This is a genomic window from Phytohabitans kaempferiae (assembly GCF_042433955.1).
Lineage (GTDB): Bacteria > Actinomycetota > Actinomycetes > Mycobacteriales > Micromonosporaceae > Phytohabitans > Phytohabitans kaempferiae.
The window spans coordinates 109491-124525 of record NZ_JBHLUH010000052.1 but is presented as its reverse complement, the minus strand read 5'-3'; the positions used below and the strand labels follow the sequence as shown (position 1 = coordinate 124525).

The following is a 15035-nucleotide window of genomic DNA, read 5'->3' as shown; positions in this document are numbered from 1 at the left end:
GCGTGCGAGCGCACGAGGCGGGGGCACTCCACGGCGAGCTGGGCAGCCGAGGGCCGGCCTGGCTCCGTACCCCCGAAGACGTCAACGTGATCCTGCCGCAACTGTGGCCCGCCAGCGTGGCGCGCGCTGCCGACGGCGCGCTCGCGGTCGGCGAGGTCAGCGTGCGAGAGCTGGCGGAGGAGTTCGGCACTCCGGCATACGTCCTCGACGAAAACGACATGCGGGCCCGCTGCCGCGACTTCCTCGCCGCGTTCGCCGGCTGCGACGTGTACTACGCGGGCAAGGCGTTCCTGTGCCGGGCGGTGGTGCGGATCATCGCCGAGGAGGGGCTCCACCTCGACGTGTGCACCGGCGGCGAGCTGGCCACCGCGCTCTCGGCGGGCATGCCGCCGGAGCGGATCGGCTTCCACGGCAACAACAAGTCGGTGTCAGAGCTGACCCGCGCGGTCGAGGCCGGCGTGGGGCGGATCATCGTCGACTCGTTCCACGAGATCGAGCGCCTGACCCGCATCGCGCGCGAGCTGGGCAAGCGCCCGAGCGTGCTGCTGCGGGTGACGGTGGGCGTGGAAGCGCACACGCACGAGTTCATCGCGACTGCGCACGAAGACCAGAAGTTCGGCTTCTCGCTCGCCGGCGGCGCGGCGCTCGACGCGGCCCTCCGGATCATCGACGAAGACGTGCTCGACCTGCGCGGGCTGCACTCGCACATCGGCTCGCAGATCTTCGACACGAGCGGCTTCGAGGTCTCCGCGCGCCGGGTCCTCGGGCTCCAGGCGCAGATCCGCGACGCGCGCGGGGTCGAGCTGCCCGAGCTCGACCTGGGCGGCGGCTTCGGCATCGCGTACACGACCCAGGACGACCCGGCCGCCCCCTCCGACCTCGCCAAGCGCCTCGACAAGATCGTGGCGGACGAGTGCGAAGGGCTGCGGCTGGCCCTCCCGCGCCTCTCCATCGAGCCGGGGCGGGCGATCGTGGGCCCCGCCGTCTTCACGCTGTACGAGGTCGGCACGGTCAAGGACGTCGACGGCATCCGCACGTACGTGAGCGTCGACGGCGGCATGAGCGACAACATCCGGGCGGCCCTCTACGGCGCCACGTACTCGGCCACCGTGGCCTCTCGCACCTCGACCGCGCCGCCCATCCTCGCCCGCGTCGTGGGAAAACATTGCGAGTCCGGGGATGTGGTCGTTAAGGATGAATTCCTGCCCGCCGACGTGCAGCCCGGAGATCTTCTCGCCGTGCCTGGCACCGGCGCGTACTGCCGGAGCATGGCGAGCAACTACAACCACGTGCCACGCCCCCCGGTGGTCGCGGTGCGTGACGGGCGGGCGCGCGTGATCGTCCGGCGAGAGACCGAGGACGACCTGCTGGCATTGGATGTGGGATGAAGCCTGTACGGGTGGCGCTGTTGGGGTGCGGCACTGTTGGCTCGGAGGTGGTACGGCTACTGCACGAGCAGGCCAGCGACCTCACGGCACGGATCGGCGCGCCGGTGGAGATCGCCGGCATCGCCGTGCGCCGGCTCGGCCGTGACCGCGGTGAGCTGCCCGTCGACGCCGCGCTCTTCACGACCGACGCGCTCGGCCTGGTCAAGCGCGACGACGTCGACGTGGTGGTCGAGGTGGTGGGCGGCATCGAGCCGGCCCGCACCTGGCTGGTCGAGGCGCTCAAGGCCGGCAAGAGCGTGGTGACCGCCAACAAGGCGCTCCTCGCCGAAGACGGCGGCACGCTGCACGACGCGGCCACCGAGGGCGGGGCCGACCTGTACTACGAGGCCTCCGTCGCCGGCGCCATCCCGCTGCTCCGCCCGCTCCGCGAGTCGCTGCACGGCGACACGATCACGCGGGTCACCGGCATCGTCAACGGCACCACCAACTACATCCTCTCCTCGATGGACGCCACCGGCGCCAGCTTCAGTGAGGCGCTGGAGGAGGCGACGGCGCTCGGATACGCCGAGGCCGACCCCACCGCCGACGTGGAGGGCTTCGACGCGGCGGCCAAGGCGGCGATCCTCGCCTCGCTGGCGTTCCACAGCCGGGTGAGCGCGGCCGACGTGCACCGGGAGGGCATCACCGAGGTCACCGCCGCCGACGTGGCCAGCGCCAAGGCGATGGGGTGCACGATCAAGCTGCTGTGCATCGCGGCCCGGATCGACGGCTCGGTCAGCGTCCGAGTACACCCCGCGATGATCCCGCGCTCCCATCCGCTGGCCAGCGTCGGCGACGCGTTCAACGCGGTCTTCGTCGAGGCCGAGGCCGCGGGCCAGCTGATGTTCTACGGACGAGGGGCCGGAGGCGCGCCGACCGCCAGCGCCGTGCTCGGCGACATCGTCGCGGTGAGCCGCAACAGGCTCGCCGGCGTGCGCGCGGCGAGCGAGTCCCGCTACGCCGACCTGCCCATCCGCCCGATGGGCGAGGCGGTCACGCGCTACCACATCAGCCTCGACGTGGCCGACCGCGCCGGCGTGCTCGCCGCGGTCGCGGGCGTGTTCGCGAAACACGACGTGTCGATCGCCACGGTGCGCCAGTCCGGCCGCGGCGACGAGGCCGTGCTGGTGATCGTCACTCACGCCGCCCCCGACGCCGCCCTCGCGGCCACCGTGCGCGAGCTCCAGCAGCTCGACATCGTCCGCTCGATCGCGAGCGTGCTGCGCGTGGAGGGCATCGACGCCACCTGAGTTCAGCCGCCGCCGAGGGTCTGATCTCGACAGATTCGAGCTACCGCGACCCTCGCAACCGCCGCCGATCGCGGCCGTCCTGCGCCGCCAGGCGTGCCGGGTCGCGGCGGGTTTCCATGTCGCTGGCCCTGCATTCGTCTCGGGAGGCTCCAGGGATTCGAAATCTAGAGATTTCGGCCTCGAGGTGATCGCGGGGCTGGGCCGCGTTCGGACCTGATGTCGTGTGTTGGCGAAGCTGTCGAGCTGGGCGCACCGGTGCGCCCAGCCCGGACGGATGCCGGGTCGCGGCGTGGATGCCGGGTCCGGTGGGTTGCCGCGCCGGACCTGGCAGGTGTGGGGGCTATGTCGGGGACACAGCCCCTTCAAACCGGCCGCAAGGGGCTATGTCCCCGACATAGCCCCCGCGGGGCGACCTGGATCTCCACGACCGCGAGCGTCCCGCGCCCCAAGCACGCGGATACGCCCTCGATCGAGAAGCACTACAAGAGCCGAAGCGACGCGAATCCGGACGGCTCTGGAGCTTCGGGTCGAGGTTTCAAGCGTCCAGCGCCTGTGCGAGCGCGTCGCCGACCACCCTCAGCTCCGCGATCGGTCGGGATGGTTCGTCGGACCGGCGGCGCTCGGGCAGGGCAACCCCTGGATCAAGACGAGTTATGGCTGCGATGACGCCACAGGTCGTCTAACTCCGGCGGCTTCGTCGCAACATCCCGTGAGCGCCGGGCGGGGGCGCTGGCTCGCCGCGCCGACGTGCAGCCTGATGGGCCGGACCTCCACATCGAAGGCTCTTCAGCCCGCTACGCGAGGTCGAGGGCGCGGGCGGCGGCCAGCACGTCGAGCTGGATGGTGGTGGGGGAGGGGGCGGTCGAGATGGCCCACTCCGGGTCCTTGAGGCCGTGGCCGGTGACCGTGCAGACGATCGTCGAGCCGCGTGGCACACGGCCGGCCTCGGACTCCTGGAGCAGTCCGGCCACGCTGGCCGCGCTCGCCAGCTCGACGAAGACGCCCACCTCGCGGGCGAGCAACCGGTAGGCGGCCAGGATCTGCCGGTCGGTCACCGCGGCGATCAGGCCGCCGGAGGTGTCGCGGGCGTCGACGGCCTTGGTCCAACTGGCCGGGTTGCCGATGCGGATCGCGGTGGCGATCGTGGACGGCTCGGCCACCACCTCGCCGGTGACGATCGGGGCGGAGCCGGAGGCCTGGAACCCGTACATCTTCGGCAGCCGCGTGGCGTTGCCCTCGGTGTGGTCTTCCTGGTAGCCCATCCAGTACGCCGTGATGTTGCCAGCGTTGCCGACCGGCAGGCAGTGGATGTCGGGCGCGTCGCCGAGCGCCTGGACGATCTCGAAGGCGGCGGTCTTCTGGCCGTGCAGGCGGTCGATGTTGACCGAGTTGACCAGGGCCACCGGGTAGTCGAGGGAGAGCTTGGAGGCGAGCGCCAGGCAGTCGTCGAAGTTGCCGCTCACCTGGAGCAGCCGGGCGCCGTGCACCAGCGCCTGGGCCAGCTTGCCGAGCGCGATCTTGCCCTGCGGCACCAGCACCGCGCAGGTGAGGCCGGCGCGGGCCGCGTACGCCGCGGCGGAGGCCGACGTGTTGCCCGTGGAGGCGCAGATGATCGCCTTGGAGCCGCCCTCCACCGCCTTCGAGACGGCGAGCGTCATGCCCCGGTCTTTGAACGAGCCGGTGGGGTTGGCTCCCTCCACCTTGAGGTAGACGTCGCAGCCGACCCGCGAGGACAGCACCGGAGCTGGTACGAGCGGCGTGTTGCCCTCGTGCAGCGTGACGACCGGGGTGGACTCGGTGACCGGTAGGCGGTCCCGGTACTGCTCAATAAGACCCCGCCACATGGCGCTTCTCCCGTCTCGCGTTGCCCGTCCAGGATGCCCCACTCTCCCGTTCAGGGGTGTTCCCCACTCGGCCAATAACCACCTACCGGGACGGACCCGGCCGCCATAGGGCGACGAAAGAGTGAAAGACGGTACGGCTGGGGCAGGTGAGGCCGGATGTCCTACACCGCACCAGAGTGACGCCCGCTATCGTGAGCGCCGCATCCCCTCGTGCGTTTCCCATCCCCCTTGGAGTGAGCTCCGACATGTCGCTGTTCGCCAGACTCAGCCTCGCCAACCGCGGTCTGGTCGCGCTCGTCGCGGTGGTCATCACCGCGTTCGGGGCGTTCGCCATCCCCTCGCTGAAGCAGCAGTTGCTGCCTTCGCTGGAGTTCCCGGCGGCGTTCGTGGTGGTGCCCTTCCCGGGCGCCGCACCGGAGATCGTCGAGCAGCGCGTCACCGAGCCGATCGAAAACGGCGTGCAGGGGATCGCCGGGCTCAGCAAGGTGACCTCCACGTCCCGTGAGGGCTCGGCGAGCATCCAGGTCGAGTTCGAGTTCGGCACCGACCTCGACGACGCGGTCAACAAGCTTCAGACCACGCTCAACCGGCTCGGGCCACAACTGCCCGCCGGGGTGGAGCCGCAGGTCTTCGCGGGCAGCACCGACGACCTGCCGGCGATCGTGCTGGCCGCGGCGAGCACCGGGGGCGGCGACCAGAAGGAGCTGGCCGACCGGCTGAAGCGCACGGTCGTACCCGATCTGGAAGGGATCGACGGCGTCCGCACGGTCGAGATCACCGGTGCGCGCGACCAGGTGGTGACCGTCACGCCCGACCCCGCCAAGCTCGCCGCCGCCCGCGTCGACATCCGTGCCATCAGCGCGGCGCTCCAGGCCAACGGCATCGCGATCCCCGCGGGCGGGCTCACCGCCGACGGCCAGACTCGCACGATCCAGGTGGGTACCCCGATCTCGACCATCGACGACCTGCGGCAGCTGTGGCTCGCCCCCGGTCCCGGCGCGGCGCCGGTGCAGTTGGGCGCGGTGGCGGCGGTGGAGTCGGGGCTGGCGCCGCCGACCGGGTTCACGCGCACCAACGGCCAGGAGAGCCTGGGCATCGCGGTGACCGCCGCGCCCGACGGCAACGCGGTGGAGATCTCGCACGAGATCCGTGACCGCCTCGCCGCGCTGGGGGAGAGCGGTGCGACCGAGCTGACCGTGGTCTTCGACCAGGCGCCCTTCGTCGAGAAGTCGATCCACAGCCTCACCACCGAGGGCCTGCTCGGCCTGCTGATGGCCGTACTCGTGATCCTGGTCTTCCTGCTCTCGGTGCGCTCGACGCTGGTCACCGCGGTGTCGATCCCGCTGTCGGTGCTGGTGGCGCTGATCGCGCTCTGGATCGGCGACTACTCGCTCAACCTGCTCACGCTCGGCGCGCTCACGATCGCGGTGGGCCGCGTGGTCGACGACTCGATCGTGGTGTTGGAAAACATCAAACGCCATCTGGGGTACGGCGAGGACAAGCGCCGCGCGATCCTCGACGGCGTGAAGGAGGTGGCCGGCGCGGTCACCGCCTCGACGCTCACCACGGTCGCGGTGTTCGCCCCGATCGCGCTGGTCGGCGGCTTCGTGGGGCAACTCTTCGCGCCGTTCGCGATCACGGTGACGGTGGCGCTGCTGGCTTCGTTGCTGGTCTCGCTGACGATCGTCCCGGTGCTGGCGTACTGGTTCCTGCGCCCCGCCACCGGCGCCGGCGACCAGGCATCTGTGCGCCGGGCGGCCGAGGAGCGGGAGCGTACGAGCTTCCTCCAGCTGGCCTACCTGCCGGTGATCAGCTTCGCGACCCGGCGACGGTGGGCGACGGTGGGCATCGGGCTGGCGGTGCTGCTCGGCACGTTCGGGCTCTCCACGCGCCTGGAGACCAACTTCATCGACGACTCCGGCCAGGACACGTTCGTGATCAGCCAGGAGCTGCCGCCCGGCACGAGCCTGGACGCCACCGACGCGGCCGCGAGCAAGGTGGAGAGCGTGCTGGCCAGCCGGGACGACATCGAGTCGTACCAGGTGAGCGCCGGTGGCGGTGGGCTGTTTGGCGGCGGCGGGCTTACCGCGGCCAGCTTCTCGGTGACCGTCAAGGATGGCGTGGACGCCGGCGAGGTGCAGGACGAGTTGCGCCAGCGCCTCGGCGACATCAACGACGCCGGCGAGATCACCATCGGCGGCGGTGGTGGCGGACCGGGCGGCGGCGCGGCCGACGAGCTCCAGGTGATCGTCCAGGCGTCCGACCCCGCCGCGCTGGCGCTCGCCACCGACCAGGTGCACCTGGCGATGGTCACCACGCCCAACATCGCCCAGGTCTCCACGAGCCTCACCGACGACGTACCGCGGCTCGACATCGTGGTCGACCGGGCCGCGGCCGCCCGTGCCGGCCTCACCGAGCAGGCGATCGGCCAGTTCGTCGCGCAGGTCATGCGGGGCGCGCCAGTGGGCCAGGTGACGATCGACGGCGTGCAGCAGGACGTGGTGGTCCGTCCGGCCGTGGCACCGACGACGGTGGAAGACCTGCTCGCCTACCCGATCGGCGGCGGCCGGCTGGACGACGTGGCGGACATCAGCGAGGTCTCCGGCCCGATCGCGGTGACCCGGATCGACGGCGAGCGGAGCGCGACCGTCACCGGCACCGCCACGATCTCCAACCTGGGCGCGGTGACCGCCGCGCTGACCGAGCGCCTCGAGGGTTTCCAGCTCCCGCCGGGCGCCACGTACCAGATCGGCGGCGTGAGCGCCGACCAGCAGGAAGCCTTCGCCGACCTCGGGCTCGCCGTGCTCGCCGCGATCGCGATCGTCTTCGTGATCATGGTGGCCACGTTCCGCAGCCTGATCCAGCCGGTGATCCTGCTCGTGTCGATCCCGTTCGCGGCGACCGGTGCGATCAGCCTGCTGCTGATCACGGGCACGCCGCTCGGCGTACCGGCGCTGATCGGCATCCTCATGCTGGTCGGCATCGTGGTCACCAACGCGATCGTGCTGATGGACCTGATCAACCAGTACCGCCAGCAGGGCATGCCGGTGCTGGAGGCGGTCGTCGAGGGCGGGCGGCGCCGGCTGCGGCCCATCCTGATGACGGCGATCGCGACGATCTTCGCGCTGCTGCCGATGGCGCTTGGGCTGACCGGCGAGGGTGGCTTCATCTCGCAGCCGCTGGCGATCGTCGTGATCGGTGGCCTGATCAGCTCCACGCTGCTCACGCTGGTGCTCGTACCGACGCTCTACACGATGGTGGAGACCTTCAAGGAGCGGATCGGCGGCGGTGCCGGGCCGCAGCCCGCGTACGCCGCGCCGGTGCCGCGCACGCCCAACGGAAACGGTGGCGGTGGCGAGTCGCTCGTCGCCCCGCCGCCCGCCAAGCCCTCGGCCGCATTGATCGAGGGGACCGACCAGTTCGAGGTGCTGCGCCTGCCGAAGATTAAGAAACCCATGCAGTGACGTAACGTTCGCGTACGTGGCGTCCCCCCTTTCGCTCCTTACGCGCAACCGCGATTTCCGTAACCTCTACGCGGCCGAGATGGTCGTGTTCGGTGCGGACTGGTTCGTCATGGTGCCGCTGCTGGTACTCCTCCCGGAGCTGACCGGCAGCGGCGTCTGGGGCGGGCTCGTGCTCGCGGTGGACACCGGGCTGGTGGCGCTGCTGCTGCCGCTCACCGGCACCGTTGCCGACCGGGTCGACCGCAAGACGCTGCTGATCCTCTCCAACATCGCGGCCCTGCTCGCGGTGCTGCTCCTGCAAGCCGTACGCGGTCCGGCCGCGGCCGCGGTGGCGCTCGTCGCGATCGGGGCACTGGCGGTGGCGAAGGCGTTCTACTCGCCCGCCGCACAGGCCGCGCTCCCCAACGTCGTCGACCCCAAGGACCTCGCCACCGCCAACGCGATCGCCGGCTCGTCGTGGGGCACGATGGCGGTGGTCGGCGCCTCGCTCGGCGGTGTGCTGAGCGCGGCGTTCAGCCCGTACACCTGCTTCTGGATCGCCGCTGTGAGCCTCGGCTTGGCCGCGGTGCTGGAGTGGCGGATCCGCCGTCCCCTCCAGGCGCCGAGGGAGAGCGCCGGGGCCACGCCGCGCACGTGGACCGCGATCCGCGAGTCGCTCGCCTACATCGCCCACCGGCCGCGTGTGCTCGCGCTGGTGACGGTGAAGTCGGCGGTGGGGCTCGGCAACGGGGTGCTGACCGTGTTCCCGTTGCTGGCCGGCCGCTTCGGCGTGGGCGCGGTGGGCGCGGGGCTCCTCTTCGGCGTACGCGGCGCCGGTGCCCTCGTCGGCCCGCTCGCCATGCGCAAGGTGCTCGGTCACCGCTCGTGGCTGCTGCCCGGGCTGGCGATCTCGATGTCCGCCTACGGCCTCGCCTACGTCGGCGTCGCCGTCGTCCCCTGGTTTCCGCTCGTGCTGGCGCTGGTCTTCGCGGCGCACTTCGCCGGCGGTACCAACTGGATCCTGTCCAACTTCGCGCTCCAGGGCGAGGTGCCGGACCGGCTGCGGGGGCGGGTCTTCGCCGCCGACCTGATGCTCGCCACGCTCTCCATCTCGGTCAGCCAGCTCGCGGTCGCCGCGCTGGTCGACCACGTCGACGGGCGGGCGCTGATCGCCGGCTGCGGGCTGGTCACGGTCGTCTACGCCGTGGGCTGGCGGATCGCGACCCGCGGCCTCACGCCGGCGGTGGCGGAGGAGGCTCCCTGACGCTATCGTGGTGATATCACTTTGCTATCGAGGAGCGCTCATGGAGAGACCTGCCTTCCGGGTATCCGGGTTCGTCGCCGTCGCGGGGCTGCTGGTGCTCGCCGTGGTCGGCCTGGTTGTGATCCTCGCTACGGCCGGCGATTCCGACGCGTCGACGGCGGTGAGCACCGTGACGGTCGCCTCGGTGTTCGCGCTGGTGCTGGCCGTGGTGGCGAGCGGATTTACGATCGTCAACCCCAATGACGCGCAGGTCGTGCAGTTCTTCGGGCGTTACGTGGGCAGCATCCGCGCGGCCGGTTTTCACTGGACCGTGCCGCTGACCGCCAAGCGCCGCGTCACGCTGCGCGTGCGCAACTTCGAGACCGCGCGGCTCAAGGTCTCCGACGCCGACGGCAATCCGGTGGAGATCGCGGCCGTCGTCGTGTGGCGGGTTGTCGATTCGGCCCGGGCCGCGTTCGCCGTCGACGACCACGTGGAGTACGTGGCGGTCCAGTCCGAGGCGGCCGTGCGGCACATGGCGACCAGCTACCCGTACGAGGCGCACGACAGCGGCCGGGCAAGCCTGCGCGACAGCTCGGTGGTGAGCGAGGAGCTGACCCAGGAGCTGCGCGAGCGGGTCGAGCTCGCCGGCGTCGAGGTGCTCGAGTCGCGCACCACGCACCTGGCGTACGCCCCCGAGATCGCCCAGGCGATGCTGGCGCGGCAGCAGGCGAGTGCGATCGTGAGCGCCCGGTTCAAGATTGTCGAAGGCGCCGTCGGCATGGTCTCCAACGCCCTCGACCGGCTCCGCGACGAGCACGTCGTCGAGCTCGACGAGGAGCGCAAGGCACAGATGGTGGCCAACCTGCTCGTGGTCCTGTGCGGCGACCGGGCCGTCCAGCCCGTCGTCAACACGGGCTCCTTGTACAGCTGACCCGAGGAAGCTCATGCCCGAGCGCAAGAAGCTACTGCTCCGGCTTGACCCCGACGTCTACGACGCGGTGGCCAAGTGGGCCGCCGACGACCTGCGCAGCATCAACGCCCAGATCGAGTACGCACTGCGCCTGGCCCTGAAGACCGCCGGCCGCGCCCCCCGCCGCAGCCCGCCCTCCGACGAATAGACCACTCGGCGCGAGACCCGTGGATCAGCGGGGGAGCGGGTCCCCGGGCTCGCCGCCGGTCCAGGGGACGGGATGCCGATCAAGGCCCTGGGCTGCCAACCTCCGCGACGAGGTGTGCGGCGGGCACCGATCGGCACAGGCTCTAGCATGAGCGCGTGGCCCCCTCCTTCGTCCCCGGCGCGGTGCGCGCACAGGCACCGGCGACCAGTGCCAACCTGGGTCCCGGCTTCGACGCGCTGGGGCTGGCGCTGGCGCTCCACGACGACGTCTCGGCCCGGGTGACGGCCGGCGGCATCGCCGTGGAGGTGACCGGTGAGGGCGCCGGCGAGCTGCCCACCGACGCGTCCCATCTGGTGGTACGCGCGGCGCTCGCGGCCTTCGACGAGCTGGGCGGCCGCCCGCCCGGTCTCGCGGTGTCGTGCGTCAACCGCATCCCGCAGGCGCGCGGGCTCGGCTCCTCGTCGGCCGCCATCGTGGCCGGCATCCAGCTCGCCCGAGGCCTGGTCGTGGAGGGGCGGCGGCGGATGGACGACGCGGCCGCGCTCCGCCTCGCCGCACGCATCGAGGGGCACCCCGACAATGTCGCGCCTTGCCTCCTCGGCGGTTTCACCATCGCGTGGACGGAGGAGACGGGCGCGATCGCCGTGACGCGGCGACCTGCCGAAGGCGTACTCCCGACGGTTTTCGTGCCTACGGAGCGTGGCCTGACCGCGGAGGCCCGGGCGGCGCTGCCGGATTCTGTGCCACACGCCGACGCCGCGCGTTCGGCGGGGCGGGCGGCGCTGCTGGTCCATGCGATGACCGTGGATCCCGCGCTGCTGCTGCCGGCGACCGAGGACCGGCTGCACCAGCATTACCGGGCGCCGGGCATGCCGGGAACGTTTGCGCTGGTCACGGCGTTGCGTGAGGCAGGTGTGGCGGCGGTGGTGAGCGGTGCCGGACCGTCCGTGCTCGCGCTGTCACCGGTCCCGGAGAGTTTCGCGCCGGGAATGGGCTGGTCCGCACAACGGTTGGAAGTAGATGTCACCGGTGCCCGCGTTGAGGGGGTACACTGGGACACGCCGAGCGGCCCACTGTTGCCGCAGGTCCGATGAGTTGATTACGCTCTGGCCCTAGCACAGTCGCGAGGCAATAGATCTCTGCGTGGCGGCGCACCCCGAAGCTTTCGGCGGTCAGTTCGTCTTATCCGCTGCTTAGGCCCACCGCTGCTGTGTTACAAACTCCCGCCCTGATCACATGAGGCGGGTGCACCGAGGCCGCCCGGCCACCTAGGATCTTCGATCCGGGCAGCCCCGGCCTATCGAGGGAAGGAATCCATTGAGCGACACCACCGACGTGACGTCGGATGTCACCAACGTCGCTGAGCAGGCCGCCACTGGCACCGTGCGCCGTCGGCGCAGCGGCACCGGGCTGTCGGCGATGCTGTTGCCGGAGCTGCAGGGCCTGGCCGCGTCGCTCGGCATCTCGGGTACGGCCCGGATGCGCAAGGGCGAGCTGATCGCCGCGATTTCCGAGCGCCAGGGCGGCGGGGCCGAAGCCGCCGCGGGCGCACCGCGCCAGCGGGCCGAGGTCGCGGCCGCGGTCGCGCCGGTTCGCGAAGAGGTCCGCGCCGAGGTGCCCGACACCACCACCACTGAGCCCGAGCGCCGTGGCGGCGACGTTCCGGCGACCGTGACGGCCCCCGAGCCGTCGACCGACGGCGAGGAGCGCGAGCCGCGCTCGCGCCGGGCGAGCCGTCCGGCGGGTCCGCCGGAGTCCCGCACCGAGACCGCTCCCGACGAGGCTGAGCGCACCGAGCGGGGAGAGCGCGGTGACCGCGGCGAGCGGGCCGACCGCAACGAGCGGGGCGACCGCGATTCGCGCAACGGCCGTGACCGCAACGAGCGCGGCCAGCGGGGGGACCGCGGCGAGCGGGCCGACCGCAACGAGCGCAATGACCGCAACGACCGCGATCGTGACCGCGACGGTGACGACGACGGCGACGAGAGCGGTGGCCGCCGGAGCCGGCGCAGCCGCTTCCGGGATCGCCGGCGTGGCCGTGGCGAGCGGAGCGAGGGCGGCGGCGGCAACGAGCCGCAGGTGACCGAAGACGACGTGCTCGTGCCGGTCGCCGGCATCATCGACGTCCTCGACAACTACGCGTTCGTCCGCACGACCGGCTACCTGTCCGGCCCCAATGATGTCTATGTCTCGATGTCGCAGGTGAAGAAGTACGGCCTGCGCCGGGGCGACGCGGTGACCGGCGCGGTGCGCGCCACCCGCGAGGGCGAGCAGCGCCGCGACAAGTACAACCCGCTGGTCCGCCTCGACACCATCAACGGCATGGACCCGGACGAGGCGCGGCGGCGCCCCGAGTTCTACAAGCTGACCCCGCTCTACCCGCAGGAGCGCCTGCGGCTGGAGACCGAGCCGCACATCCTCACGACCCGGGTCATCGACCTGGTCATGCCGCTCGGCAAGGGGCAGCGCGCGCTGATCGTCTCACCGCCCAAGGCGGGTAAGACGATGGTGCTCCAGGCGATCGCCAACGCGATCACGCGCAACAACCCCGAGTGCCACCTCATGGTCGTGCTTGTCGACGAGCGGCCCGAAGAGGTCACCGACATGCAGCGGTCGGTCAAGGGCGAGGTCATCGCGGCCACGTTCGACCGCCCGCCGCAGGACCACACGACGGTCGCCGAGCTCGCGATCGAGCGGGCCAAGCGCCTCGTCGAGCTGGGCCACGACGTGGTCGTGCTGCTCGACTCGGTGACCCGGCTCGGCCGGTCCTACAACCTGGCGGCGCCGGCGAGCGGCCGGATCATGTCGGGCGGTATCGACTCGACCGCGCTCTACCCGCCGAAGCGCTTCCTGGGCGCGGCCCGCAACATCGAAAACGGCGGCTCCCTGACCATCCTCGCCACCGCGCTGGTGGAGACCGGGTCCATGATGGACACGGTCATCTTCGAGGAGTTCAAGGGCACGGGCAACGCGGAGCTCAAGCTCGACCGCAAGATCGCCGACAAGCGCGTCTTCCCGGCGATCGACATCAACCCGTCCGGCACGCGTAAGGAAGAGATCCTGCTCGCGCCGGAAGAGCTGGCGATCTCGCACAAGCTGCGCAAGGTGCTCCACTCGCTGGAGTCGCAGGCCGCACTCGACCTGCTGCTCGACCGCCTCAAGCAGACGCGGACCAACATCGAGTTCCTGATGCAGATCGCGAAGTCGACTCCGGGAGAGTAAGTAGGTTCTCCCCGTCAGGGGCAAGGGATCGTCGATCCCTTGCCCCTGATTTCGTCCTGGGGCAGGGCCTCTGACGCCCGGCGACGCGCGCCCGCAACCGTTCTGTCGGCGGTATGACATGAATCGGCCGATCGCACACGATGTCCGATGTCTGAGTGACTCCACGTGAAAGCGTCCTCACACTTCGCGTTTCGCCTGCGTCCTCTGGCGACGCGCGAGGGGGAAACGGACGTCAGCTGAGGAGGCGCAGATGACGGTGCCGGGCTACCGTGACATGCCCGCCGACACTTGGGATCCATCCGCTCCCGCGGATCCAGCCGAAGCCGAGGAGTTCCTCCGGCTCTGTTACACCGAGCAGCCCAGGCTCGGCCCGGTGGAGCCGCGGCTCGCCGCGGTCCGGGCGCAGATCGCCGCCACGGGGACGTACACGCACACCAGCGAGGAGCTGACCTGGGGCGCGAAGGTCGCCTGGCGCAACGCGAGCCGGTGCATCGGCCGCCTCTACTGGCGCAGCCTCACCGTGCTCGACCGTCGCAAGGCCCGTACCGCCGACGAGATCTTCTCGCTTCTGGTGCGTCACCTGGACGTCGCCGGTGGCGGGAGCGCGCTCCGCCCGGTCATCTCGGTCTTCGCGCCGGCGGTGCCGGGGCGCCCGTACGCCCGAGTCTGGAACGAGCAGCTCATCCGCTATGCCGGCTACCGCACCGAGGCGGGCATTGTGGGCGATCCGCGATACGTGAGCTTCACCGACGCCATGCACGCCATGGGTTGGCGGGGCCGGGGCGGGCCGTTCGACGTGCTGCCGGTTGTGGTGGAGACGCCCGACGAGGCGCCGCGCCTCTTCGAACTGCCCGAGCAGGCGGTGCTGGAGGTGCCGATCGCGCATCCGGAGCTGAGCTGGTTCGAGCGGCTGGGGCTGCGGTGGCACGCCGTGCCCGCGATCTCCAACATGCGGCTGCGCGTGGGCGGGGTCGACTACCCGCTGGCGCCCTTCAACGGTTGGTACATGGGCACCGAGATCGGCGCCCGCAACCTCGCCGACCCGGACCGGTACAACCTGCTGCCGATCGTCGCCAGTGGCCTTGGCCTGGACACGTCGCACGAGGCGACGCTGTGGCGGGACCGGGCGCTGGTCGAGCTCAACCGGGCCGTGCTGTGGTCGTTCGAGCGGGCCGGCGTGAAGATCACCGACCACCACACCGAGTCGAGCCGCTTCCTCGCGCACATGCGAAACGAGGAGAAGGCCGGACGCCCCGTGCCTGCGGACTGGACCTGGATCGTGCCGCCGATGTCCGGTGGCGCGACGCCGGTCTTCCACCGGTACTACCACGAGGCTGACCAGCGCCCGAACTTCTACCTCGACTCCGAGGCGGCGTCACTGGCCCGGGGAACGGGCGTGTGTCCGGTCCTGGAGTCCGCCCCACTGGTTCCGGTCGCCTGAAGTTTTCTTTCAGTTAGGCATCGACCTATTGAAACTTCCATGCG

The 15035-nt window shown here is 71.0% G+C and carries 9 protein-coding genes and 1 pseudogene; 9 read left to right on the top strand and 1 reads right to left on the bottom strand.

What is annotated here, in order from left to right; translation table 11 throughout:
- Positions 1–2 precede the first annotated feature (2 nt).
- Positions 3–1388 carry a diaminopimelate decarboxylase gene (gene lysA, locus ACFFIA_RS25035; RefSeq protein ID WP_377254390.1) on the top strand — a complete coding sequence of 462 codons (1386 nt, stop codon included), beginning with the start codon at positions 3–5 and terminating at the stop codon, positions 1386–1388.
- The gene (locus ACFFIA_RS25030) at positions 1385–2677 is read left to right on the top strand and encodes a homoserine dehydrogenase (RefSeq protein WP_377254387.1); all 1293 of its coding nucleotides are present in this window, start codon (positions 1385–1387) and stop codon (positions 2675–2677) included. Before lysA ends, ACFFIA_RS25030 begins: the two co-directional genes overlap by 4 nt.
- A 794-nt stretch (positions 2678–3471) precedes the next feature.
- Here ACFFIA_RS25030 and thrC read toward each other — a convergent pair.
- Complete coding sequence (gene thrC, locus ACFFIA_RS25025) at positions 3472–4521, bottom strand: threonine synthase (RefSeq protein ID WP_377254384.1); 1050 nt, start codon at positions 4519–4521, stop codon at positions 3472–3474.
- Positions 4522–4766: 245 nt separating this feature from the next.
- Here thrC and ACFFIA_RS25020 point away from each other — a divergent pair, with 245 nt between their 5' ends.
- The 7 genes and pseudogenes from ACFFIA_RS25020 to ACFFIA_RS24990 all read left to right on the top strand — a co-directional run bounded on the left by ACFFIA_RS25020 (position 4767) and on the right by ACFFIA_RS24990 (position 14991).
- Positions 4767–7985 (top strand): efflux RND transporter permease subunit, encoded by a 3219-nt coding sequence (locus ACFFIA_RS25020; protein ID WP_377254381.1) that lies wholly within the window; start codon positions 4767–4769, stop codon positions 7983–7985.
- 16 nt (positions 7986–8001) lie between these two features.
- On the top strand, positions 8002–9228 hold the full coding sequence (locus tag ACFFIA_RS25015) for an MFS transporter (protein WP_377254378.1): 1227 nt from the start codon (positions 8002–8004) through the stop codon (positions 9226–9228).
- 40 nt (positions 9229–9268) lie between these two features.
- Positions 9269–10141, top strand: a complete 873-nt coding sequence (locus tag ACFFIA_RS25010) for an SPFH domain-containing protein (protein ID WP_377254375.1) — start codon at positions 9269–9271, stop codon at positions 10139–10141.
- A 13-nt stretch (positions 10142–10154) separates the two neighbouring features.
- A complete protein-coding gene (locus ACFFIA_RS25005) occupies positions 10155–10328 on the top strand; it encodes a type II toxin-antitoxin system antitoxin (protein WP_377254372.1) in 174 nt (57 codons plus the stop codon).
- A gap of 155 nt (positions 10329–10483) precedes the next feature.
- Positions 10484–11427: pseudogene (gene thrB, locus ACFFIA_RS25000) on the top strand (homoserine kinase).
- Positions 11428–11645: 218 nt separating this feature from the next.
- Positions 11646–13550: a transcription termination factor Rho gene (gene rho / locus ACFFIA_RS24995; RefSeq protein WP_377254369.1), complete on the top strand. Its 1905-nt coding sequence runs from the start codon at positions 11646–11648 to the stop codon at positions 13548–13550.
- Positions 13551–13800: 250 nt separating this feature from the next.
- A complete protein-coding gene (locus ACFFIA_RS24990; RefSeq protein WP_377254366.1) occupies positions 13801–14991 on the top strand; it encodes a nitric oxide synthase oxygenase in 1191 nt (396 codons plus the stop codon).
- Positions 14992–15035 lie beyond the last annotated feature (44 nt).

Bases quoted from the DNA above. Each gene is read 5' to 3' on its own strand.
- thrC (WP_377254384.1), bottom strand. From the start codon at position 4,521: ATGTGGCGGGGTCTTATTGAGCAGTACCGGGACCGCCTACCGGTCACC.
- ACFFIA_RS25010 (WP_377254375.1), top strand. From the start codon at position 9,269: ATGGAGAGACCTGCCTTCCGGGTATCCGGGTTCGTCGCCGTCGCGGGG.
- ACFFIA_RS25020 (WP_377254381.1), top strand. From the start codon at position 4,767: ATGTCGCTGTTCGCCAGACTCAGCCTCGCCAACCGCGGTCTGGTCGCG.
- ACFFIA_RS25005 (WP_377254372.1), top strand. From the start codon at position 10,155: ATGCCCGAGCGCAAGAAGCTACTGCTCCGGCTTGACCCCGACGTCTAC.
- ACFFIA_RS25030 (WP_377254387.1), top strand. From the start codon at position 1,385: ATGAAGCCTGTACGGGTGGCGCTGTTGGGGTGCGGCACTGTTGGCTCG.
- ACFFIA_RS24990 (WP_377254366.1), top strand. From the start codon at position 13,801: ATGACGGTGCCGGGCTACCGTGACATGCCCGCCGACACTTGGGATCCA.